Here is a 21,310-nt window from a genome sequence, read left to right as displayed (position 1 = left end):
TTTGTGGAAACATTCTTATGTTTTCAGATATACGGACTCATAACTTTCTCCGCACAAGCATATCCTTCTTCGTATAGCGCACTCAGTTTTTTCACATCCTTCTCAATCCGGTTCACGACAACAGGCTGCTCGGGACGAATGACAATAATACTTCCCTCATCTTCCATACGCTCCACCATCGCAAGCTGTTCGTTGTAAACCCGACAACGGTGACTCAGTACCACACGCAGACGCGGATAACGGGTGTAGATGAATCTCGGAATCCGAATATCCTTTTCCGACTTGCGATAACCTCTGTTGCGGGTCAGTACTACAACATTCTGCTTATATCCCTGATTGATGGCACGTAGCACAGGAATGGAATCGACAATTCCTCCGTCCAGCATCGGACGTCCGTCGACATACGCAATAGGACATACATAAGGCAGGCTGCTCGATGCCTTCGCTATGGCTACCAAACGCTCCTTATCCTCCTTTTCCTCCAGATAACAAGCACGGCCGGTCACACAATTCGTCGTAACCATTTCAAAACGTGCCGGATTCTTAAAGTATGCTTCATAATCGTACGGCAGCAGTTCTTCGGGAAAGATTTCGTACAACAGCTTCTGATCGAGTATGCTATGCTGATACCATAAATACTTCAAACCTATATAATGATATTTTTTCATCATATCGATATTGCTGTATTTGGCACGTCCGCGCTGATGAGACATATAAGAAAGTCCGTTACACGCACCGGCGGAGACCCCGATACCATATGGAAACTCGATATGATGATCCATGAAATAATCCAGAACACCGCAGGTAAACACCCCACGCATGCCTCCTCCTTCGAGCACCAGGCCCATATTCTTCAAATCTAGTTTCATAGTGCACAATAGTTTAGTTTCACAAAGATACATTTTTTAGGAAAATGCTTAGGACATTATTCAATTTAATTTCCTATTTTTGCAACACTTATTACAATAAATTTACTTTAACAATAACAATATGTTTGATTCATCAGTATACCGCAACCGCCGTAAGGCACTAAGAGAGAAAGTTAGTAGTGGTATTATCCTGATACTGGGAAACAATGAAGCCCCCGCCAATTATCCCGATAATACATATAAATTTCGTCAAGACAGTTCATTTCTTTATTTCTTCGGCCATTCGCATCCGGGATTTGCCGGCGTGCTGGACGTAGACGCCAACGAAGATTATTTCTTCGGCGATGACGTGACGATGGATGATATTATCTGGATGGGCCCACAGCCCAGCGTAAAAGAACTGGGAGAACGCGTGGGTGTGGAGAAAAGTTTTCCGTTTGCACGACTGAAAGATTTCGTCGGAAAAGCTATTTCACAGCGACGCAAAATACACTTCCTGCCTCCTTACCGTTACGACAACATGATGTTGCTGGAAGACCTGACGGGAATCCGTGCATCCATGACCAAGCAGCATGCATCTTTGGAGCTTATCAAAGCTGTCATCAGTCTGCGTGCCGTAAAGGAAGCGTGTGAGATTGAAGAAATAGACAAGGCCTGCAACATCGGTTACGAAATGCATACGGCTGCCATGCGCCTGTGCAAACCGGGTGTTTCGGAACAATATATTGCCGGAATCCTCGACGGCATTGCTGCATCATACGGCAACATGGTATCGTTTGCCACCATTCTTTCGCAGAACGGACAGACGCTTCACAACCACGACCACAGCCAGATTCTTCAAGCAGGACGTCTGATGCTGACTGATGCGGGCGCAGAAAGTGTCACCAACTATTGCTCCGACCACACACGTACCATACCGGTAGGCGGAAAGTTCACCAGCCGTCAGCGCGACGTATACAGCATTGTGCTGGCTTGCCACGACCGTGCACTGGAACTGACTCGCCCGGGAGTAACTTACATGTCCGTACATCTGGACGTATGTAAGGTACTGGCTCAGGGATTGAAAGACCTGGGACTGATGAAAGGTAACGTCGACGAAGCAGTAGCTGCCGGAGCACATGCACTGTTCATGCCTCACGGACTGGGACACATGATGGGTATCGATGTACACGATATGGAAGATCTGGGACAATGCTATGTAGGTTACGACGATGAAACCCGTCCGTCCGATCAGTTCGGACTGGCTTCGCTGCGTATGGGACGCCGCTTGCAGGAAGGTTTCGTCATCACCGACGAACCGGGATGCTACTTTATTCCGGCACTGATAGACAAATGGAGAGCCGAGAACATCAATACAGAATTCCTGAACTTCGACGCCATCGACAAATTCAAGGATTTCGGCGGTATCCGTCTTGAAGACGATATTCTGATTACTCCAGAAGGTTCGCGCTTTACAGGCGAGAAACACATTCCTATCACAATAGAAGAAGTGGAAAAGATTATGAACGAATAATAAACAATTAAATAATAATTAAAAACCTAACAGAAAACAATGAACAAATTAATTGCCATTTTGGCTTTGGGCGTATGCTTCAGCAATGTATATGCCAAGAGTCCGAAGAAGAACAAAGCGGAAGAAGGTTTTGTGTTTACAACAGTAAAAGAAGTTCCTATCACCTCTATCAAAGACCAGAACCAGTCGAGCACTTGCTGGGCATTCTCAACACTGGGATTCCTCGAAGCAGAACTTCTGCGTGCCGGAAAAGGTGATTTCGACTTGTCTGAAATGTTTGTCGTACACAAGACCATGGAAGACCGTGCCGTAAACTACGTTCGTTACCACGGCGACGCTTCATTCTCTCCGGGTGGAAGCTTCGAAGACATTGTATATTGCTACGAAAACTATGGTATGGTACCGCAGGAAGCTATGCCGGGCATCATGTACGGCGACTCTCTGCCTAACCATAACGAACTGGATGCTGTAGCTTCTGCATACATGAACGCTATCGCCAAAGGCAATCTGAAGAAACTTTCTCCGGTATGGAAAAACGGTATTCAGTCTATCTACGATACTTATCTGGGTGCATGTCCGAAGGAATTTACTTACAAAGGAAAGACTTACACTCCGAGAACATTTGCCGATGAAGCTCTGGGCCTGAACATGGACGACTATGTTTCACTGACTTCTTATACTCATCACCCGTTCTATACTCAGTTCAACATCGAGGTACAGGACAACTGGCGTAATGCGCTTTCTTACAACCTGCCTATCGACGAACTGATGGCTGTTATGGAAAATGCCATCAACAACGGTTATACTTTCGCATGGGGTGCCGATGTAAGTGAACAAGGCTTTACACGCGACGGTGTGGCTGTTTGCCCGGACGCAGAAAAAGGTGCCGAACTGACAGGTTCTGATATGGCACGCTGGTTGGGTATGAGCCAGGCCGACAAGCGTAAAGAGCTGACAAGCAAGCCACTTCCTGAAATCACAGTTACTCAGGAAATGCGTCAGCAGGCTTTCGACAACTGGGAAACTACCGATGACCACGGAATGGTAATCTATGGTATCGCTAAAGACCAGAACGGAAAAGAATACTTCATGGTCAAGAACTCATGGGGTACTGAAGGTAAATACAAAGGTATATGGTATGCTTCAAAAGCATTTGCTGCTTACAAGACTATGAATATTCTGGTAAACAAACATGCCATCCCTGCCGACATCGCCAAGAAACTGGGACTGTAATTGGATAATATAGACCAATTATAAATAATTAAACGGTTAATCCCCGAAAATAAATACGGGATTAACCGTTTTTTTCTTTCTTTTTTTCTAATTTTACAGATTGAATAACCAGGCAAAGAAAAAGAGAAACGGCTTGATACCTGTCTTGACCTGGTTCCTGAAAAAAGAAAAGAAAGAAAAAACATATATAAATGAATTACAAATGGAACTATCAACCTCCGACACTCGAACAGCGGGAAGCAGCTAGGGCACTGGCTAAAGATATAGGCATCAGTCCTATATTATGCCGTCTGCTACTGGAGCGCGGTATCACTTCTACCGCCGAAGCCAAACGATTTTTCCGACCGCAACTGAGCGAACTGCACGATCCGTTCCTCATGAAAGACATGAGTATTGCTGTGGAACGGCTCAACAGGGCTATGGGACGGAAAGAACGGATTATGGTGTACGGAGATTACGATGTGGACGGAACAACGGCCGTCGCATTGGTATACAAATTCCTTCAGCAGTTCTATTCGAACATCGACTACTACATTCCCGACCGTTATAACGAGGGGTATGGAGTTTCGAAGAAGGGAGTGGACTACGCCGCCGAAACGGGCGTAAAACTGATTATTGTATTGGACTGCGGCATCAAGGCTGTAGAGGAGATTGCGTATGCCAAGGAAAAGGGTATCGACTTCATCATCTGCGACCATCATGTGCCCGATGACGTGCTGCCACCGGCTGTGGCTATCCTGAACCCTAAACGGTTCGACTCGACTTATCCGTACGATCACTTGTCGGGCTGCGGAGTGGGATTCAAATTCATGCAGGCTTTTGCCGTGAACAACGGGATAGAGTTTCATCAGCTTACCCCGCTGCTGGACTTGGTTGCCGTGAGCATTGCCTCCGATATCGTGCCGATTATGGGCGAAAACCGGGTGCTTGCCTATCACGGACTGCGTCAGCTTAACTCGAACCCGAGCATCGGACTGAAGGCTATCATCGATGTCTGCGGACTGGCCGACCGGGAAATTACGATGAGCGACATTGTGTTCAAAATCGGCCCGCGCATCAATGCTTCCGGACGCATACAGAACGGGAAAAAGGCGGTCGACCTGCTTATCGAAAAAGACTTTCAGTCGGCTCTCGAAAAGAGTAACCAAATCAACCAGTTCAATGAAACCCGTAAGGACCTCGACAAGACGATGACCGAAGAGGCAAACAAGATTGTAGATCATCTGGAGAATCTGTCGGAACGACGCTCCATCGTAATTTACAACGAGGCTTGGCACAAGGGAGTGATCGGCATCGTCGCTTCCCGTCTGACGGAGATTTACTACCGTCCTGCCGTGGTACTGACACGTACCGACAACCTGGCAACCGGTTCTGCACGTTCGGTTTCGGGATTCGATGTGTACAAGGCTATTGAAAACTGCCGCGACCTGCTGGAAAACTTCGGAGGACATACCTATGCTGCGGGACTTTCTATGAAGATTGAAAACGTACCGGAGTTTACACGGCGCTTCGAGCAATATGTAACCGACCATATTCTGCCGGAACAGACCAGCGCAACCATCGACATTGATGCCCAGTTGGATTTCCGCGACATCACCCCGAAGTTCTTCTTCGACCTGAAGAAGTTCAACCCCTTCGGGCCGGATAATCCGAAACCGGTCTTCGCCACCCTGAATGTCTATGACTACGGTACGAGCAAGGTAGTAGGACGCGACCAGGAACACATCAAGCTGGAACTGGTAGACAACAAGTCGAACAACGTGATGAACGGCATCGCGTTCGGACAAAGCTCGCAGGCACGCTACATCAAGACCAAACAATCGTTCAACATCTGTTACACGATTGAAGAAAATACGCACAAACGTGGAGAAATCCAGTTACAGATAGAGGACATCAAGCCCTCTTTCCAATAAACAACAATGATGAATGAAGAACTGCTTCCGGCAGGACATTTCTTCATTCATCATTGTTCATTTCAGCACCTTCTTTCATAACTTTTCAATCGACAACGTGGACTACAAAAGCATACTGAAGCAATATTGGGGATACGACAACTTCCGTGGCATACAAGAAGATATCATCAACAGCATCGGAAGCGGACGCGATACTCTCGGACTGATGCCGACGGGAGGAGGTAAATCCATCACCTTTCAGGTACCTGCCCTTGCCCAGCCCGGACTATGCCTGGTGGTTACTCCACTCATTGCCCTGATGAAAGATCAGGTACGCAACCTGCGCGACCGCGGTATCAAAGCCATTGCCGTTTATTCGGGCATGACGCGTGAAGAAATCCTCGTGGCACTGGAAAACTGTATCTTCGGCGATTACAAGTTTCTCTATATCTCTCCCGAACGACTGGACACGGAGATTTTCCAGACCAAGCTGAAAAGTATGAAAGTCAGCATGATTACCGTCGACGAATCACACTGTATTTCGCAGTGGGGATACGATTTCCGACCGGCATACCTGAAGATTTCAGACATACGTAAGCTGCTCCCCGGCGTACCCGTACTCGCCCTTACAGCCACTGCTACCCCCGAAGTGGTAAAAGATATTCAGCAACGACTGGCATTCAAGGAAGAAAACGTGTTCCGGATGAGCTTCGAACGCAAAAACCTTGCCTACATCGTACGCCGCACGGAAAACAAGGCCGAAGAACTTCTCCACATTCTGAACAGTGTGGAAGGCTCGGCTATCGTCTATACGCGCAACAGGAAGAAGACCAAAGAGGTTGCACAATTTTTGAATACACAAGGAATTACCGCCACATTCTACCACGCCGGACTAAACAATGATACCAAAGACCAGCGACAGAAAAGCTGGATAAACGGAGAATTTCGGGTAATGGTGGCCACCAATGCCTTCGGTATGGGTATCGACAAGCCCGATGTCCGTCTGGTAGTGCACATCGATTTTCCAGATTCCCCCGAAGCCTATTTTCAGGAAGCGGGACGTGCCGGACGCGACGGACAGAAAGCGTATGCCGTTCTGCTGTATGCCCGCAGCGACAAAACCATCCTGAACAAACGTATCACCGATACTTTTCCCGAAAAAGACTATATCCGTCAGGTATACGAACACATCAATTATTACTATCAGATGGCAATGGGCGACGGACTGGGCTGCACATATGCCTTCAACATCGACGAGTTCTGCCGAAACTTCAAGCATTTTCCCATTCAGGTAGACAGTGCATTGAAGATTCTCACCCGTGCCGGTTATCTGGAATACACCGACGAGCAGGACAACGCCTCCCGACTGATATTCACTTTACGACGCGACGAATTGTACCGCATCCACGAAAGTAGTCAGGAAACGGAAAATCTGATTCGTATCATCTTGCGCTCCTATACCGGTGTGTTCAGCGATTATGCTTACATCAACGAAGATACGCTTGCTTTGCGAAGCGGACTTTCACGCCAGCAAGTGTATGAAACGTTGGTATCGCTCACCCGGCAACACATCTTGCACTACATACCAGGAAAGAAAACACCTTATATCATCTATACCCGCGAACGTCAGGAAAATGAACGTATCGTGCTGAGCCGGGAAGTTTATGAAGACCGGAAGGCAAGTTACGAACGGCGCATCAAAGCCATGCTCGACTATGCTGATGCCGAACAACAGTGCCGAAGCCGTCTGCTCCTGCAATATTTCGGTGAAAAGAACGAACACAACTGCGGACAGTGCGATACCTGTCTTGCCAAACACGCTTCCGGACTGAAACAGGGAGAGTTTGAAGATATCCGCAACGAAATCATGTCTATGCTGCAAACGCCCCGTTCCTCACACGAACTACTGGAAAGCCTGCCCGGCGACATAGAAAAGAACAAGAAAACTCTGTCGTACCTGCTTGCAGAAGAAGTAATCAGCCAGCAGGACGGAAAACTATTTATCTGCAAATGAACATATTTACCGAACCTTTGTTATATTAAAAAATACAGAGTATGAAATCAACGTTATCAATTTTATTACTGGGACTGGCCGGTTTATTCACCTCGCAGCCCGCAAATGCCTGCACAGGCATCACACTGAAAAGTAAAGATGGAACAACCATCGTAGCACGTACCATCGAATGGGGAGGAAGCGACCTGAAAAGTCAGTACATCATTGTTCCGAGAGGATATACGGCACAATCGTATACACCCGAAGGAGTGAACGGAATGAAGTTCACGGCACGATACGGATATGTAGGTCTGGCGGTGGAACAAAAGGAATTTATCGCGGAAGGCGTGAACGAAGCCGGACTGTCTGCCGGACTGTTCTACTTCCCTTCCTACGGAGAATACGAGAACTATAACGCAGCAGAGAAAGAAAATACCATATCCGACCTCCAACTGGTTTCGTGGATTTTGGGTAACTGTGCCACACTGGATGAAGTAAAAGAGGCGGTAAAGAATGTGCATGTAGTCAACATCGACCCGCGTTCGTCTACCGTTCACTGGCGATTCACCGATCCGGCTGGCAAACAGCTTGTACTGGAGATAACAGGCCAGACCCCGCACTTCTTCGAAAACAACTTAGGTGTACTGACCAACTCTCCGGGCTTTGAATGGCAACTCACCAACCTGAACAATTACGTGAACCTGTTCCCGGGAACGGCTCCGGCACAAGACCTGGGCACTACCCCGCTGAAATCGTTCGGAGCAGGAAGCGGATTCTTAGGCATACCGGGCGATGTAACCCCTCCTTCACGTTTCGTGCGCGCAGCTTTCTACCAGTCGACTGCTCCGCAACAGGACACTGCCGAAAAGACTGTACTTCAGGGATTCCAGATTCTGAACAACTTCGATATCCCGGTAGGCATCGAATTTCCATTAGGACAAGTACCGGCCGACATTCCGAGCGCCACACAGTGGACATCGGCTACCGACATGGCGAACCTGACCATCTATTACCGCACGATGTACAACAGCGCGATACGCAGCATCGACCTGCGGACCATCGACTTTGCCAAGGTGAAATATCAGGCTATCCCGCTGGATAATGTTACTCAGCAACCCATCCAGCAGATCAAGGTATCTCCATCTCCCAAGTCCGGTCGCAAATAGTGAGATAATCCATTTCGGGCCGAGTCCCGAAAACCAATGCATAAAACGAAGTATCTCTCTGCTTCAAACGAATTATCTGTTTCATTAACTCGTCCTCTACGGGTGGCATTTCGAAATCGGAAATCATCACGACGTCCGAACGATGCCACCCGTTTGTCTGTATCATACGGATGGCTTCCTTCAGCGCCGGAGCCATATTGGTTCCGCCATCGAAGCGATAATTCAGAAAATCGGCCAGCAACGGAAAGTCGGTACGCAAATCTTTTATCAGCATACAACGAATATCCTCGGCAAAGTTGATGATATAACACTTGCGATGCGTACTGTCTACCAGCTTCGCTACCGCCAGCAAAGCCGATTTTGCCAGCATTTCACGCTTACCCTGCATGGAGCCGGAAGTATCCAGACAAACCACAAACGGCCCCTGACCGCTCACGGGCTTTCTACCTTTCTGAAGTGTCGAGCTGTCTTCTGCCGAACGGCTGTCGAATACCTGCAGGCGTTTTTCCACAAACTTCTGCATAAATACCGGACGAAGTGCCTCATCCGTCAGGTAACAATACTCCGTCGGGAGCAGATGATTCAAATCGTTTCCCAATGTTACTCCCTCGATATCGCTGCGCACGGCATGGCGAACCAGTTGCTCTTCACGGATGCCTCCCAGCGGATCGAAACTGCGCTTCTCTCCCTTGCTGTGCTTTCCTAAGACCCGCACCAGTTCACGGATATGACGGTTCTGTTCCATCACTTTTTCATAGGGCACGACACGACGGTAAAGTTCCGGATGATTCAGCAACAGCCACCTGACGCGCGAGCCCGTCACATCCTCCACTGTTTTCAGTCCGCTCTGCTTGTCGAGCAGAACAAATCCCTCACACAGCGATTCAATGTGATGATACTGATAATCGTATTCCTTATTCGTAAGGAGGCAATGCCATTTATCCAGAAAAAGTTCCTGCAAGCGTTTCCGATCGGGACTCAGCAAAGGCAGCCGTTCCAGCCGTTCGATGTAATAAGGCACGTCGAGCTCGGCAAGCGAATAACGCTTGCGAAAAGCCGACTGCATGCGGTAAAGAAAATCGAGGAAATCGGACGGCAGCAACTGTTCGTGCTCGTAAAACACCTCCCACTCGGGTGTGTAGCGCGAATAAAACTCCTGCAGAGATGGAGCCGTCTTGCGGTAATACTCCCAGATTTCCCCTTCCAGCTCTCCCGGACGCACCGTCCCGTACTGCAAAGCCTTGCCCAGACACTTAAAGCACCTGCTCCGAAGCTCCTCCAAATAAGTCGCTTTCAGATCCTTGATCCGGATACTCCTCGTTCTCTTTTCGGTACGCATGTTTTAGCTCATCAAGTTCATTTTTATACTTCTCCAGCGAATCGTGCTGCATGCACAGCATGTCTTCCATCGTCCGGCGTTGTTTCTCGTTCAGGAACAGGTGGTTCCGGCAGTATTCCCTCTCTGTTTCGAAAAACTCCCTGCTGCCGGCATCCACCCGCGAAAGCAGTTCCTCCAATTCCCGGAAACGTCTGGTCAGGTCACTTTCCGGACGTACCTCGATAGCCGGAAGCGGTTCTGCATCGGCGTTGCAGCGCAAAGGATACTCATAATTGTTGATGAACACCGAACGTCTTCCCTTGCGCAGGGAATAAATCTTGTTCTGAGGTACCTTACCTCGCATGGAAAGGTCGTACTTCTTCAGAATGAAACATTGCGACTTGTACTTGTCTTTATGCAGATAAAAGAGTTTTCCCGTATCGTCGAGCGACTGGAAATCGGAAGCAAACATCAGCAAGCGTCCTGCCAGCCGCACCCGATCTATCTGATAATAATACGAGTCGACCAGCATCAGTCCCGGATCGTGACTCTCGCGTACCGTACCCGTTGCCTTCAGTTCCTCTTTCAGTGTCTGCAACTCACGGTCCACTCCCTGCAAGTTCAGCAGGTACCCTTCGGCACTCTGACGTATTGCCGCGGAAAGCATTTCCTCCGTAACATTCTTCTGCGTCACGTCGCTCCACAGGCAATGTACCAGCAACAGACAGTCCGACAGACGGACGACCTCCGAACCGTTCAGGAAAGCCGATGCACGCAGCAGCTTGACCATCTTCTTCCAGCGGCGGTCGGACACATACAGTGGAAGATCTGCCGACTCATCATTCTGCAAGCGACGGTTGTATTCCTCTATCTTTTCCTTCAGCAGATGAATCACTTCGAAAATGGAGTAATGCAAGGTAATGCCTGCTATCTGCCGCTGCCATCCGCTATACTCCTCGTCGCCGATGGCAAGTTCCTCCGGTACACACGGCTCGCTCTCGTCGGCCGAAGCAATCATCCGGTCGAAATCGGACAAATCTTCCACCCCTGTCACCATGACACGCAACAGAAAACGGTCCCACAAAGCCTCCAGTCCCTGACCTACCGCCGGCAACTCATTCGATGCCGCCACCAGTCCTTTAAGCGGAAGCTGCATCGTCACCCGTCCGTTCCGGAAAATCTTCTCATTGATAGCCGTCAGCAACACATTCTGAATAGCCGGTCCCGCCTTCCAGATTTCGTCAAGAAATACCACCGTAGCCGAAGGCAGATACCCTTTGGTCACACGTTCGTACGTATCGCCTTCCTTCAGTTTCGAAATGGAAACCGGTCCGAAAATCTCATCGGGCGTACTGAAACGCGACATCAGATACTCGAAAGCCTCTCCGCCGCGGAAAGCCAGTTTCAGGCGGCGTGCCACCATACTCTTTGCCACTCCCGGAGGTCCCAGCAGAAAGATGCTCTCGCCTGCCACGGCAGAAAGCAGCGACAGCGCGATGACATGCTCCTTGCCGAACACCCGTTCGTTCAACTGCTGCAACAACTGTTGTATGCGTAATCTCAAATCGTCCATGCTTTAGGGTTTTAATTGATTTTTCTTCGCCTGCCAAGCCACCCTTCCCGTCTGCATCACGACAGAAAGAAATATCAGTCCCAGTCCGGTATAAAAACTGAAGTTCAAGTCCTTTGCTTCCCGAAAGATAATCATTGCCAGAATGATGCTGTAAATAGGCTCCAGATTGTAAGTAAGATTGAACGTAAACGCCGAAATCTTCTTCAGCACCTGTATCTGAAGGATATACAACAGAACGGTACACACTGAAGCAAACACCAGCAAATAGCCGAAATCAGTAGCCGAAGGCAATATGGTAGGTACAGGAAAGAAATACAGATACAAAGGCAACATGCAGGTCAGGCCCGCAAATCCCCCTCCCATTTCATAGAGCAAGGTAATGCCCGACGGATAACCCGATGCCACTTTCTTGTTGCAGATGGTAAACAAGGAAGCCAGTGCCGACGACACCACTCCCATGAGAATACCCGTCCGATAACGGATATCGAAATGAAAGATAAGCACAATGCCCGCCACTCCTATCAGACTGAATACGATTTCGCTTGCCGATACGCGGTGACGGTTGATAAGCGGATCGAACAAGGCGGTGAAGAAACTCATCAGCGACAGGCAAACCACCCAGATAGATACGTTCGATGCCTTGATACTGCCATAGAAAAACAGCCAGTGTACTGCCAGCAACAATCCTACCGAGGCAATACGCAGAGCATCGCGAACTGGAAGTTTGCGCAGTTTCTTCAGCAGGAAAAGTACGATATAAAACAACACACCTGCAAAAAGCATACGATACCACACCAGCAGTCCCTCGTTCAGGGTAATCAAACGCCCGAATACTCCCGTACCTCCGGCTATCAGTACCGAAAGATGAAGTTTGATAAAAGCCTCTTTCATTCGTCTTATTTTTTGTCGGCGCAAAGGTACAAAACAATTTTGTAGCACAGGAGGCAGACGCTACAAAAAGACGAATACGGTCATTGACAAAAAGACAGAAAAAAAAGCATTTACACAGACAAATAAAAGCAATATCTCTCCAACAGCTAACAAGCCTCAGCTATAAAAAGTTTCTTCTGCGTGTAGGAAATGGCCTCCTGCCGAAAATCATGTCCGCCAAAGGGCCTTTTCTACAGGTTGGCAGCGGTAATTGGGGGACATTCCTGCGAAAATGGAAAGACTTTCCTGCGGAAAAACTCAAAAGCAGAACACAAACTCAAAAGTTTTTGTACAAATTTTCTCAAAACGTCGGGACGTTTTACCCAAAACCTCGTGACATTTTGCATGAACATGCCCAGAAAAGGGTGAAAAATCCCCGACAAGCAGCAGCAATACGCCAGATACTCTTCTTCCGCCGTCGAAAGCCAACCGTCATTTTGCTTTTCTTTCCGCTTTATACCATCCGGATATTCCCGTTTCACGTTCATCCGAAACAAAAGCACGACTTTAGGATTATATTTCTGACATTCTGAAAATCCGCGACTTCATACCGTTGCGTTTTTCCGGCACTTCCTCATCTAATGTCCGAAAAAAAAGATTCTCAGACAGATGAATTGACTTTTTGTCAAAATGAAATGTTTTTGTTCTATCCCAAAGTTTCCTTCCGACGCAAGACTCATCTTACTCAATCTTCATGGTCTGCATCTGCTCCTTGGTTGTTCCGAAACGCTTGCCGTACCAAGTCCAGTAGTACGTGGCAGCCCAGAGAAACAAGCGTTTGCTCAGCGGCATGGTGGCACGTATCGTACGGTAACTCCCGCTTCCGACAGATTTCGCCAGCTTCTTGACCGCTCTGACCGCTACATAACGGAACGGGGTGCCAAGAATCGCTTCTCCACTTCCCAATGCCAATACCGAACCTATCTGATAACCGTTCTTCCGGCAGAAGAAACGCAGCATCTTCAAAGCAATATCGTTTTGCTGATGCTCCAGAAAACCGCAGTTAATCAGGATAGACACAATTGGTTTCCGCTTCGGAGGATTGGCTTCCAGATGCTTCAGGAAATTCAGGAAACCTACCGGAAGCGAATCGGCATAAAGCGGAAACACCAGCAACACATCGGAATACTCCGACATCCTCCGGCAGAGTTCGGCATGATTGCTCTTCGATATATTGAAATAGTCTGACGGCAACTGACAGTTGGCCGAAAAGATTTCGGCATATTGCCGCGAATTAGACTTCGGTGCCCTCGGGCTGCCGTTCAGAATCAGCACGTTTCCCATTTTTCTACAATTTCTTTTACCACATCGTTCAACATGGCCTCGGTTGTAAACTTCACTTCATAACTCTCAAAACTCATATTGATGGCATTACGGGCTATCAGTTGCCGGAAAATCTCCTGCTCTTCGGGCGAGATGTCACCGTAGGCAAGAATCGTGGCTTTCTTCATCGTCACGGCACGCTGTACGTGATGCGTTTCTCCCTTGTGGATGCGTATAAAAGCCTGCTGCACGGGGATGGCACGCTCCAGCATGGTTTTCATCACGCTGTCGTAGCCGCCGTAACACAGCCGACTGACATACAGTACCGTATCGCTTGCGGCAATATACGGATAAACCCGGGTGGCGTCGTCACGAATCACACATTTGCCCGGCGTCTTTGTCCAGCATCCAAAGCATCCCATGCAGTTGGCTATCCGCAGGGATGACAAATCGATATATTTCACCGCCTCGTTCTTCAGAAAACTTACGTCGACAGGGCGGTCGGTCATAATCAGTTTCATACTCTTTCTGTTTATGTTTGAAAGAACTTCAAATGTCTTTTAAACGGCCAAACCGTCTAAATCAGAACAAGGGTACTTTCACTTTAGTTCACAACCAGCCTGCCGTATATGTTTTTTTATGAAAATATTAGTTAACTGAATATGAACGGAAAAGCACTGTAACCTTTTTTAGACATCTATACCGTGCGTATTATAAAATCTTTACTATATTTGTCACCGACCTTATTCATTAAAAGCCCAATAAGGGCTTACGCATTAACAAAAACTGCTTATACTATGGATAGAACAAACGTTATCGGAGAAAAGATCAAAGGTCTCAGAATGGCCAAAGAAATAAGTCTGGATGAACTGGCAGACCGTACCGGCCTCGCCATCGAACAAATAACCCGCATCGAAGAAAATATTGATATTCCGTCGCTTGCTCCACTGGTAAAACTGGCACGCGCCTTGGGAGTACGTCTGGGAACCTTCCTCGACGACCAGCCCGACGAAGCCGGTCCGGTAGTATGCCGGCGCGGAGAAGCTGACGATACCATCAGCTTTTCGAACAATGCACTCGACGCCCGGCAGCATCTGCATTATCATGCCCTGTCGCGCAGCAAGACCGACCGACACATGGAGCCGTTCATTGTCGACATCGATGCAGACGGGAACAGTGAATTCAATCTCTCGGCGCACGAAGGAGAAGAGTTCATCATGGTACTGAAAGGAACGCTGGAAATTAACTATGGCAAGTATACGTATCTGCTGGAAGAAGGAGATACCATTTACTATGACTCATCGTACCGCATCACGTTCATGCGTTCGAGGGACAGGAAGCCCGCATCCTGGCCGTTATCTATACTCCCATCTGATAAACCGACTGCGTATGATACAATTATCGGAAAGAACACTGGGCGACTGGCTGGAGCACTGGGCCGCCGAAACGCCCGACAAGGAATATATCGTATACTCCGACCGTAACCTGCGTTTTACGTGGAGTCAGTTCAACCGCCGTGTAGACAATATGGCAAAGGGATTGCTTGCCATCGGCATTACGCACGGCACGCATGTAGGAATATGGGCACGAAACGTCCCCGACTGGCTGACGTTTCTTTATGCCTGTGCCAAGATTGGTGCGGTAGCCGTTACCGTCAATACCAACTACAAGCAGTCGGAGCTGGAATACTTGTGCGAGAACTCGGACATGCATACACTTTGTATTGTCGACGGAGAAAAGGACAGTAACTTTGTGGAAATGACGTACCGCATGCTTCCCGAGCTGAAAACATTCGAGCGTGGTCACATGAAAAGCAAACGTTTCCCGCACATGCGAAACGTTATCTATATCGGTCAGGAAAAGTATCGCGGCATGTACAACACGGCGGAGATTCTGCTGCTGGGAAACAACATCGACGATACAGTACTCGACGAGGCGAAGAAAAAAGTCAACTGCCACGATACAGTAAACATGCAATATACTTCGGGTACGACGGGCTTCCCCAAGGGAGTGATGCTTACCCACTATAATATCGCCAACAACGGATTCCTGACAGGAGAGCACATGAAGTTCACTTCCGACGACAAGCTCTGTGTCTGCGTACCGCTGTTCCATTGTTTCGGGGTGGTGCTCGCCACCATGAACTGCCTGACGCACGGCTGTACAGAAGTCATGGTAGAACGGTTCGACCCGCTGCTGGTGCTCGCTTCCATCCATAAGGAACGCTGTACGGCACTCTATGGGGTACCGACCATGTTCATTGCCGAACTGAATCATCCGATGTTCGACCTGTTCGACCTGTCCTGCCTGCGCACGGGTATCATGGCAGGATCGCTCTGTCCGATAGAGCTGATGAAGCAGGTGGAAGAAAAAATGTTTATGAAGGTAACCAGCGTATATGGTCTGACAGAGGCCTCGCCGGGCATGACGCACAGCCGCATCGACGATCCGCAGGAGGTACGCTTCACTACGGTAGGACACGACTTCGAGTTTACGGAAGTAAAGGTTCTCGATCCGGAAACGGGTGAGGAATGTCCACAAGGCGTACAGGGCGAAATGTGCAACCGTGGATACAATACCATGAAAGGGTACTACAAGAATCCGGAAGCTACTGCCGAAGTAATAGACAAGAACGGCTTCCTGCACTCGGGCGACCTAGGTGTAAAAGACGAGAACGGTAATTACCGCATCACGGGACGTATCAAGGATATGATTATCCGTGGAGGAGAGAATATCTATCCGCGCGAGATAGAGGAATTTCTCTATCAGATGCCGGGCATAAAGGATGTACAGGTGGCAGGTGTCCCCTCGAAAAAATACGGTGAGGCGGTGGGAGCCTTCATCATCCTGCACGAAGGATGTACGATGAACGAATACGATGTCCGTGAGTTCTGTGAAGGAAAGATTGCTCGCTACAAGATTCCGAAATACATTTTCTTTGTAAAGGAATTCCCGATGACGGGAAGTGGAAAGATTCAGAAGTTCAAACTGAAGGATTTAAGTCTGGAACTTTGCCGGCAGCAGGGCATTGAAGTGATTTAAGATTATAAAAAAGAGGTCGCCTCAAAATAGAATTGCAGAAGTAAAATCTTACATACAGATTGAAACTTAGAAATAAAAAATCTCCTACAAAAGTAGGAGATTTTTATGTTACCGGCACATACAGCCTGTTTGTTTATCAGCTTATTTTACAATTTTCACCAGAATCGTCTTGCCATCCGGCTCGCCTTTGGTATTGTAAGTTTCCGATTTTACCAGACCGATACCTTCGGCATACCATTCAGTCACACGGATAGTTTCCGATTTCAGCACAATCTTTGTACGTTTCAGGTATGAAATCTTGATACAATCGAACTTACCGGCAGTTGTACTGACCTGTTCCGTTCCCATGTAAGCTGCGCCCGAAATAGTTACTTCATTCTTCAACATGTTTGAAATCAGCGAATAAGAGCGGTCAGGAATAGCTTCACCTGCATTGGCCTGCTTTTTGATCGTGAAAGAATTATCCCCTTTCAGCTTCAAATCTTCTGCCATAGCCTGACGTGCCTTCGAGTCATATTTGGCCGGATCGGAATCCGATTTGATATAAGGGCCGTACATCAAGTCTTCCTGACAGGTAGTTACATTACCATCGTAACTCCAGTTATAAAGTGTATAGCTGGTATTGTTCTTTGTCTTGTTGGTTACAATCTTAGCCAAGTACTGCGCACTTGCTCCTGAAGCGTTATTCACCCCATTATATACTGTAACCGTTTCGTTCGACAGGCTTTGTCCTGCCTCATCATAATTTACGTAGTGCAATTCTGTACCATTAGTTGTACAGAAATATTGTGCCTGCATGGTATGGCATGCCAGCAAGGCAACAATGGCCAACAGCATCTTTTTCATAATTTATCTTTTTTAAATTCACAGCTTTATTGTCGTGCAAACATACGAATTTCTTTTCAGCAAACATATTCATTAAGTTAATTTTCTCGTTATCTTTGCAACACATTAACATAAAAAGATAAAATTATGGGCTTATTATCATCCTTATTCGGAGGAAGCAAACCGAGCGAAGACCAACAAGCTAAACAGGAAAAGAAAAATTTCGAAATCCTGAAATACGACGGCATACGCGCACACAACATGCATCAACTGGCTTATGCCATAAAATGTTTCGAACAAGCCATAGAGCTGAACGATGAGCCGGAAACATTACAACTGCTTGCTAATGCTTACGTGGAAGCGGGACGTACCGACGATGCACGCATCACTCTCGACCGCCTGATTGATAAGACTCCCGAAAACGTAAAAGGTCTGCTGTCGCTGGCCAGCATCTGCTACATGCAGGAAGATTACGAAAGCATGGACGACGCTTGTCAGAAAGCCATCAAGCTTGACGAAACCAATGCCCTTGCCTACTACCTGGCAGCCAAGGCTGCACGTGGCATGAAGAACGACTTGCAAGCTATCGTCATGCTGACTAAGGCTATTGCCCAGAACGAAGAATATGCCGCTGCCTATCTCCTCCGTGCCGAGGTCTTGTGGGACATGCGTCAGGCTAAAGATGCCATGGGCGATCTGGAAAAAGTTCTTTCCATTGCTCCCGAAGAAGAAGATGCTCTCTTGCTGAAAGGAAAGATACATGCGGCACTCGGTGAAACTCAGGAAGCCTATACATGCTTCGATCAAGTACTGGAAATCAACCCGTTCAATGAAAAGGCTTACTTGCTGAAAGGAGAAATGCTGGCTGAACAGAAGGGATTCGACAAGGCTGTCGAACTGTATACCGAAGCAACAGAACTGATGCCTCAGAATGCTGTCTTCTATCAGGAAAGAGGACGTATCCGCCTGCTGAAAGGAGATAAGGACGGTTCGGTGGAAGATATGAAAAAAGCAATCGAACTGAATCCTGAAAACGAAAAGCAGATTACAGGAAATTACGACAACTTTAAGCAGAACGCTGCTCCAGGCATATATTAAATTACATAAAAAAAGCCGTTTCAGTCTTCAAGATAAATACGACTGAAACGGCTTTATTCTTTATTTTAAGTAAGACCAATATCCGGTTTTATCAGAAACGATAACCTACAGTAATCAAGAAAGCCAGATTCTTATTGCTTTCATGAGCCCAGCTTTCCTTTATCATATTGGTAAATCCATACTGGCCTGTCAGATTCAATAAATATCTATATCCCAACTCAAAGCCTACTCCGTACTGCAAGCCTACTGCACAACGGTTCATCACAGCCTCATCGGCTCCATCCACTTTCTTAAACAACTTAGTTCCTACTTCAGCTCCTCCTTGTTCAACCGTCATTTTTCCCCCCAAGCCAAAGCCTACATACGGACCGGCATTGATAACGAAAGTATTTCCTTCACTGATAGGAAGTTTCACAGCTGCAAGCAAAGGTATATCCAGATAAACGGGATTAAACTTCGCAGTAGCTCCGTCTTCCGATTCCTTACAGCCCTTGCTCGTAAAATTCAATCCGGTCTGGAAAGCCCACATATCTGTAATAGCATAATCCATTCCTACTCCTACTGAATAGCCAATCTTCATGTCTGCATCACTATTGGTGATGTTTGCCATAGACATACCGGCATGCACGTCAAATCTTGCCTGAGAAAAGCCTGCCAGTGTACATAATCCCAATACAACGGTTAATAATAACTTCTTCATAGCGCTTATTGTTTTTTAAGGTTCTTGTCCCCCAAAGAATCTTAGGATTTGTTTTTCGAAGTGTAGGGACCGCCTTCTTTACCAAGGCACACTCCTGTTTGTTTTGTGTTCTTTGCAAAGTTAAACAAATCTTACAGAATAACAAACTCAAGCAGAAAGAATTAATAAAAAAATGGCTCTACCTATAACAAAAAAATCCCGTCCAAAAGATGAACGGGATTCAGAAACAAAGATATTTTATAATTTAACTTTTTTCTTGACGGATTTCGATTCGTTATGCAAACGGTCGAGCGCTGTTACCACATAACTGTATTTCGTTTTTCCATCTTCATATGGAAGTTTATAAAAAGTATCATTAGTGACTGCCACTATATGAGAAGGATCATTCAAATTTACCTTCTCCTTATTTGCAAACCGATATACCACATATTGTACAGCCTTATCCATTTCGTCCTTCGCTTTTGGAGCCGTCCAGAAAAGAATATAACCATCGGCTGTCCACACAGGCTTCAGTTTCTTCACCTTGCCGGGAGCTTTATCATCGATAAAGGGAGATGTAGGAAGTAATGCGGGATATTTGTGATAGACATTCACCAGCATGTTACGATAGTTCCCTCTGTTTTCTACAACAGCTGCAGCGTACCACTGACAACTACCTTGTATCGTAGGAAACATACGCTGCAATTTATACTTAGCCGGCATCTGGTTTTGTGCAGGATTCTTTGGGTCGGCTTTCGACACCGTTCGTATCACATCCTGTCCGATGAACAAAGGACGTGCAGCAGAATTACGTGCCCACCAGCGAACCAGCTTTTCATAATCAGCAGCCGGATGTCCGATTTCCCAATAAATTTGAGGAATGTTATAGTCCACCCAACCATTGTTTACCCAAAGCAAGACATCGGCATACAAATCATCATAGTTCTGAAGTCCGTTCGTATCACTACCATTCGGATTAGACCGCTTATTGCGGTATATACCAAAAGGTGAAACTCCAAATTTAACCCAAGGCTTACAACTGCGTACGGTTTCGTGTATCTCCTTTATCAATACGTTTACATTATCTCTTCTCCAGTCGGCCTTGCTGGTAAATCCACGTCCGTAAGCAGCAAAACTGACGTTATCGGGGAACTCCTCTCCTGGAATCGGATAAGGATAGAAATAGTCATCCATGTGAATGGCATCTATGTCATAACGAGAAACTATATCGCGTACTATTTTACAGATATAGGCTCTCGATTCAGGATAGCCCGGATCGAAATACAACTGTCCGCCGTAGCGTACAAAAAGTCTTGGATATTTATTATAAGGGTGCATGGGCGACAAGGCTGTAGTTCCCTTTGTCTGAGCCCGATAAGGATTGATCCACGCATGAAGTTCCATTCCGCGTTTATGACATTCTTCTACCATAAACTGGAGAGGATCCCATCCCGGCTGAGGTGCTTTACCTTGTAATCCTGTGAGAAACCGGCTCCACGGTTCATAAGTCGATGCATAAAGAGCATCACACTCGGCACGAACCTGAAATATTATGGCATTGATGCCAGCACCTTTCAGATTGTCTAACTGTCTGATCAGGGTAGCTTTCATCTGCTCTGTCGGCATACCTTGAAACTGCCCATTCACACATTGTATCCATGCACCGCGAAATTCACGCTTCGGATAAGTTTGCGCCTCAACGCTTCCGGCAATCAGTAAAAGCATTGCCAGGCAAACCAATAAAACTTTTGATTTCATATTTTTTATTCATTATTATCGAGAGGGCAAAGATAACGAAAAAAATAATCACGAACTTTCTTTTTGCTTAATCGTTACAAAAGAATATCGATATAGAAAAGCATGCAGAAAAGACTGCGTTTTGTTGCGATAATACTGTTAAAGAGATATATATCCAG

At 47.1% G+C, this 21,310-nt stretch carries 17 protein-coding genes and 1 pseudogene; 9 read left to right on the top strand and 9 right to left on the bottom strand.

Going from position 1 to position 21,310, the window contains the following annotated elements:
• Window positions 1-23: 23 nt before the first annotated feature.
• Window positions 24-869, bottom strand: coding sequence for a patatin-like phospholipase family protein (locus ACZM60_RS05540; RefSeq protein WP_021971367.1), 846 nt, complete (start codon window positions 867-869; stop codon window positions 24-26).
• A 121-nt stretch (window positions 870-990) separates the two neighbouring features.
• Here ACZM60_RS05540 and ACZM60_RS05535 point away from each other — a divergent pair, with 121 nt between their 5' ends.
• From ACZM60_RS05535 to ACZM60_RS05515, 5 genes are all read left to right on the top strand, one after another.
• A complete protein-coding gene (locus ACZM60_RS05535; RefSeq protein WP_489520985.1) occupies window positions 991-2,382 on the top strand; it encodes an aminopeptidase P family protein in 1,392 nt (463 codons plus the stop codon).
• 39 nt (window positions 2,383-2,421) lie between these two features.
• Entirely contained in the window at window positions 2,422-3,615 is a 1,194-nt protein-coding gene (locus ACZM60_RS05530) for a C1 family peptidase (RefSeq protein WP_021971365.1), read from the top strand.
• 191 nt (window positions 3,616-3,806) lie between these two features.
• Window positions 3,807-5,528, top strand: coding sequence for a single-stranded-DNA-specific exonuclease RecJ (recJ, locus tag ACZM60_RS05525; protein ID WP_021971364.1), 1,722 nt, complete (start codon window positions 3,807-3,809; stop codon window positions 5,526-5,528).
• 97 nt (window positions 5,529-5,625) lie between these two features.
• Entirely contained in the window at window positions 5,626-7,521 is a 1,896-nt protein-coding gene (locus ACZM60_RS05520; RefSeq protein ID WP_489520989.1) for a RecQ family ATP-dependent DNA helicase, read from the top strand.
• A gap of 41 nt (window positions 7,522-7,562) precedes the next feature.
• Window positions 7,563-8,666, top strand: a complete 1,104-nt coding sequence (locus tag ACZM60_RS05515; protein WP_489520984.1) for a linear amide C-N hydrolase — start codon at window positions 7,563-7,565, stop codon at window positions 8,664-8,666.
• On the opposite strand, the gene ACZM60_RS05510 is transcribed toward ACZM60_RS05515, so the two are convergent.
• The 3 genes from ACZM60_RS05510 to ACZM60_RS05500 are packed head-to-tail and all read right to left on the bottom strand — an operon-like array spanning window position 8,629 to window position 12,448.
• A complete protein-coding gene (locus ACZM60_RS05510; RefSeq protein ID WP_489520983.1) occupies window positions 8,629-10,005 on the bottom strand; it encodes a VWA domain-containing protein in 1,377 nt (458 codons plus the stop codon). The two genes, ACZM60_RS05515 and ACZM60_RS05510, sit on opposite strands and share 38 nt — an antisense overlap.
• Complete coding sequence (locus tag ACZM60_RS05505) at window positions 9,920-11,557, bottom strand: AAA family ATPase (protein ID WP_489520982.1); 1,638 nt, start codon at window positions 11,555-11,557, stop codon at window positions 9,920-9,922. Before ACZM60_RS05505 ends, ACZM60_RS05510 begins: the two co-directional genes overlap by 86 nt.
• Before the next feature lie 3 nt (window positions 11,558-11,560).
• Window positions 11,561-12,448, bottom strand: a complete 888-nt coding sequence (locus tag ACZM60_RS05500; protein WP_489520981.1) for a DMT family transporter — start codon at window positions 12,446-12,448, stop codon at window positions 11,561-11,563.
• A gap of 83 nt (window positions 12,449-12,531) precedes the next feature.
• Here ACZM60_RS05500 and ACZM60_RS05495 point away from each other — a divergent pair, with 83 nt between their 5' ends.
• Window positions 12,532-13,020 carry a hypothetical protein gene (locus ACZM60_RS05495; RefSeq protein WP_489520980.1) on the top strand — a complete coding sequence of 163 codons (489 nt, stop codon included), beginning with the start codon at window positions 12,532-12,534 and terminating at the stop codon, window positions 13,018-13,020.
• Between the two features lie 148 nt (window positions 13,021-13,168).
• Here ACZM60_RS05495 and ACZM60_RS05490 read toward each other — a convergent pair whose 3' ends face one another.
• Window positions 13,169-13,771 (bottom strand): hypothetical protein, encoded by a 603-nt coding sequence (locus ACZM60_RS05490; protein ID WP_021971358.1) that lies wholly within the window; start codon window positions 13,769-13,771, stop codon window positions 13,169-13,171.
• Window positions 13,756-14,271, bottom strand: coding sequence for a flavodoxin family protein (locus ACZM60_RS05485; RefSeq protein ID WP_021971357.1), 516 nt, complete (start codon window positions 14,269-14,271; stop codon window positions 13,756-13,758). The genes ACZM60_RS05490 and ACZM60_RS05485 overlap by 16 nt, the downstream gene beginning before the upstream one ends.
• Window positions 14,272-14,547: 276 nt before the next feature.
• On the opposite strand from ACZM60_RS05485, the pseudogene ACZM60_RS05480 reads away from it, so the two are divergent.
• Window positions 14,548-15,125, top strand: a pseudogene (locus tag ACZM60_RS05480) (helix-turn-helix domain-containing protein).
• A 14-nt stretch (window positions 15,126-15,139) separates the two neighbouring features.
• On the top strand, window positions 15,140-16,792 hold the full coding sequence (locus ACZM60_RS05475; RefSeq protein WP_489520979.1) for an AMP-binding protein: 1,653 nt from the start codon (window positions 15,140-15,142) through the stop codon (window positions 16,790-16,792).
• A 141-nt stretch (window positions 16,793-16,933) separates the two neighbouring features.
• On the opposite strand, the gene ACZM60_RS05470 is transcribed toward ACZM60_RS05475, so the two are convergent.
• A complete protein-coding gene (locus tag ACZM60_RS05470) occupies window positions 16,934-17,638 on the bottom strand; it encodes a TapB family protein (RefSeq protein WP_489520978.1) in 705 nt (234 codons plus the stop codon).
• Between the two features lie 126 nt (window positions 17,639-17,764).
• On the opposite strand from ACZM60_RS05470, the gene ACZM60_RS05465 reads away from it, so the two are divergent.
• Complete coding sequence (locus tag ACZM60_RS05465; protein WP_489520977.1) at window positions 17,765-18,715, top strand: tetratricopeptide repeat protein; 951 nt, start codon at window positions 17,765-17,767, stop codon at window positions 18,713-18,715.
• Between the two features lie 91 nt (window positions 18,716-18,806).
• On the opposite strand, the gene ACZM60_RS05460 is transcribed toward ACZM60_RS05465, so the two are convergent.
• On the bottom strand, window positions 18,807-19,415 hold the full coding sequence (locus tag ACZM60_RS05460; protein WP_489520976.1) for a porin family protein: 609 nt from the start codon (window positions 19,413-19,415) through the stop codon (window positions 18,807-18,809).
• A 237-nt stretch (window positions 19,416-19,652) separates the two neighbouring features.
• Entirely contained in the window at window positions 19,653-21,152 is a 1,500-nt protein-coding gene (locus ACZM60_RS05455) for a glycoside hydrolase family 10-like protein (protein WP_021971351.1), read from the bottom strand.
• Window positions 21,153-21,310: the final 158 nt, after the last annotated feature.

It is taken from the genome of Phocaeicola sp., from assembly GCF_057861905.1.
This window is presented reverse-complemented; position numbering and strand designations above follow the sequence as displayed.

Excerpts from the sequence above, each read along its gene's own strand:
- ACZM60_RS05535 (WP_489520985.1), top strand. The coding sequence starts at position 991 with ATGTTTGATTCATCAGTATACCGCAACCGCCGTAAGGCACTAAGAGAG.
- ACZM60_RS05485 (WP_021971357.1), bottom strand. The coding sequence starts at position 14,271 with ATGAAACTGATTATGACCGACCGCCCTGTCGACGTAAGTTTTCTGAAG.
- ACZM60_RS05530 (WP_021971365.1), top strand. The coding sequence starts at position 2,422 with ATGAACAAATTAATTGCCATTTTGGCTTTGGGCGTATGCTTCAGCAAT.
- ACZM60_RS05490 (WP_021971358.1), bottom strand. The coding sequence starts at position 13,771 with ATGGGAAACGTGCTGATTCTGAACGGCAGCCCGAGGGCACCGAAGTCT.
- ACZM60_RS05460 (WP_489520976.1), bottom strand. The coding sequence starts at position 19,415 with ATGAAGAAGTTATTATTAACCGTTGTATTGGGATTATGTACACTGGCA.
- ACZM60_RS05500 (WP_489520981.1), bottom strand. The coding sequence starts at position 12,448 with ATGAAAGAGGCTTTTATCAAACTTCATCTTTCGGTACTGATAGCCGGA.
- ACZM60_RS05540 (WP_021971367.1), bottom strand. The coding sequence starts at position 869 with ATGAAACTAGATTTGAAGAATATGGGCCTGGTGCTCGAAGGAGGAGGC.
- ACZM60_RS05510 (WP_489520983.1), bottom strand. The coding sequence starts at position 10,005 with ATGCGTACCGAAAAGAGAACGAGGAGTATCCGGATCAAGGATCTGAAA.
- ACZM60_RS05455 (WP_021971351.1), bottom strand. The coding sequence starts at position 21,152 with ATGAAATCAAAAGTTTTATTGGTTTGCCTGGCAATGCTTTTACTGATT.
- ACZM60_RS05475 (WP_489520979.1), top strand. The coding sequence starts at position 15,140 with ATGATACAATTATCGGAAAGAACACTGGGCGACTGGCTGGAGCACTGG.
- ACZM60_RS05505 (WP_489520982.1), bottom strand. The coding sequence starts at position 11,557 with ATGGACGATTTGAGATTACGCATACAACAGTTGTTGCAGCAGTTGAAC.
- ACZM60_RS05465 (WP_489520977.1), top strand. The coding sequence starts at position 17,765 with ATGGGCTTATTATCATCCTTATTCGGAGGAAGCAAACCGAGCGAAGAC.
- recJ (WP_021971364.1), top strand. The coding sequence starts at position 3,807 with ATGAATTACAAATGGAACTATCAACCTCCGACACTCGAACAGCGGGAA.
- ACZM60_RS05470 (WP_489520978.1), bottom strand. The coding sequence starts at position 17,638 with ATGAAAAAGATGCTGTTGGCCATTGTTGCCTTGCTGGCATGCCATACC.
- ACZM60_RS05515 (WP_489520984.1), top strand. The coding sequence starts at position 7,563 with ATGAAATCAACGTTATCAATTTTATTACTGGGACTGGCCGGTTTATTC.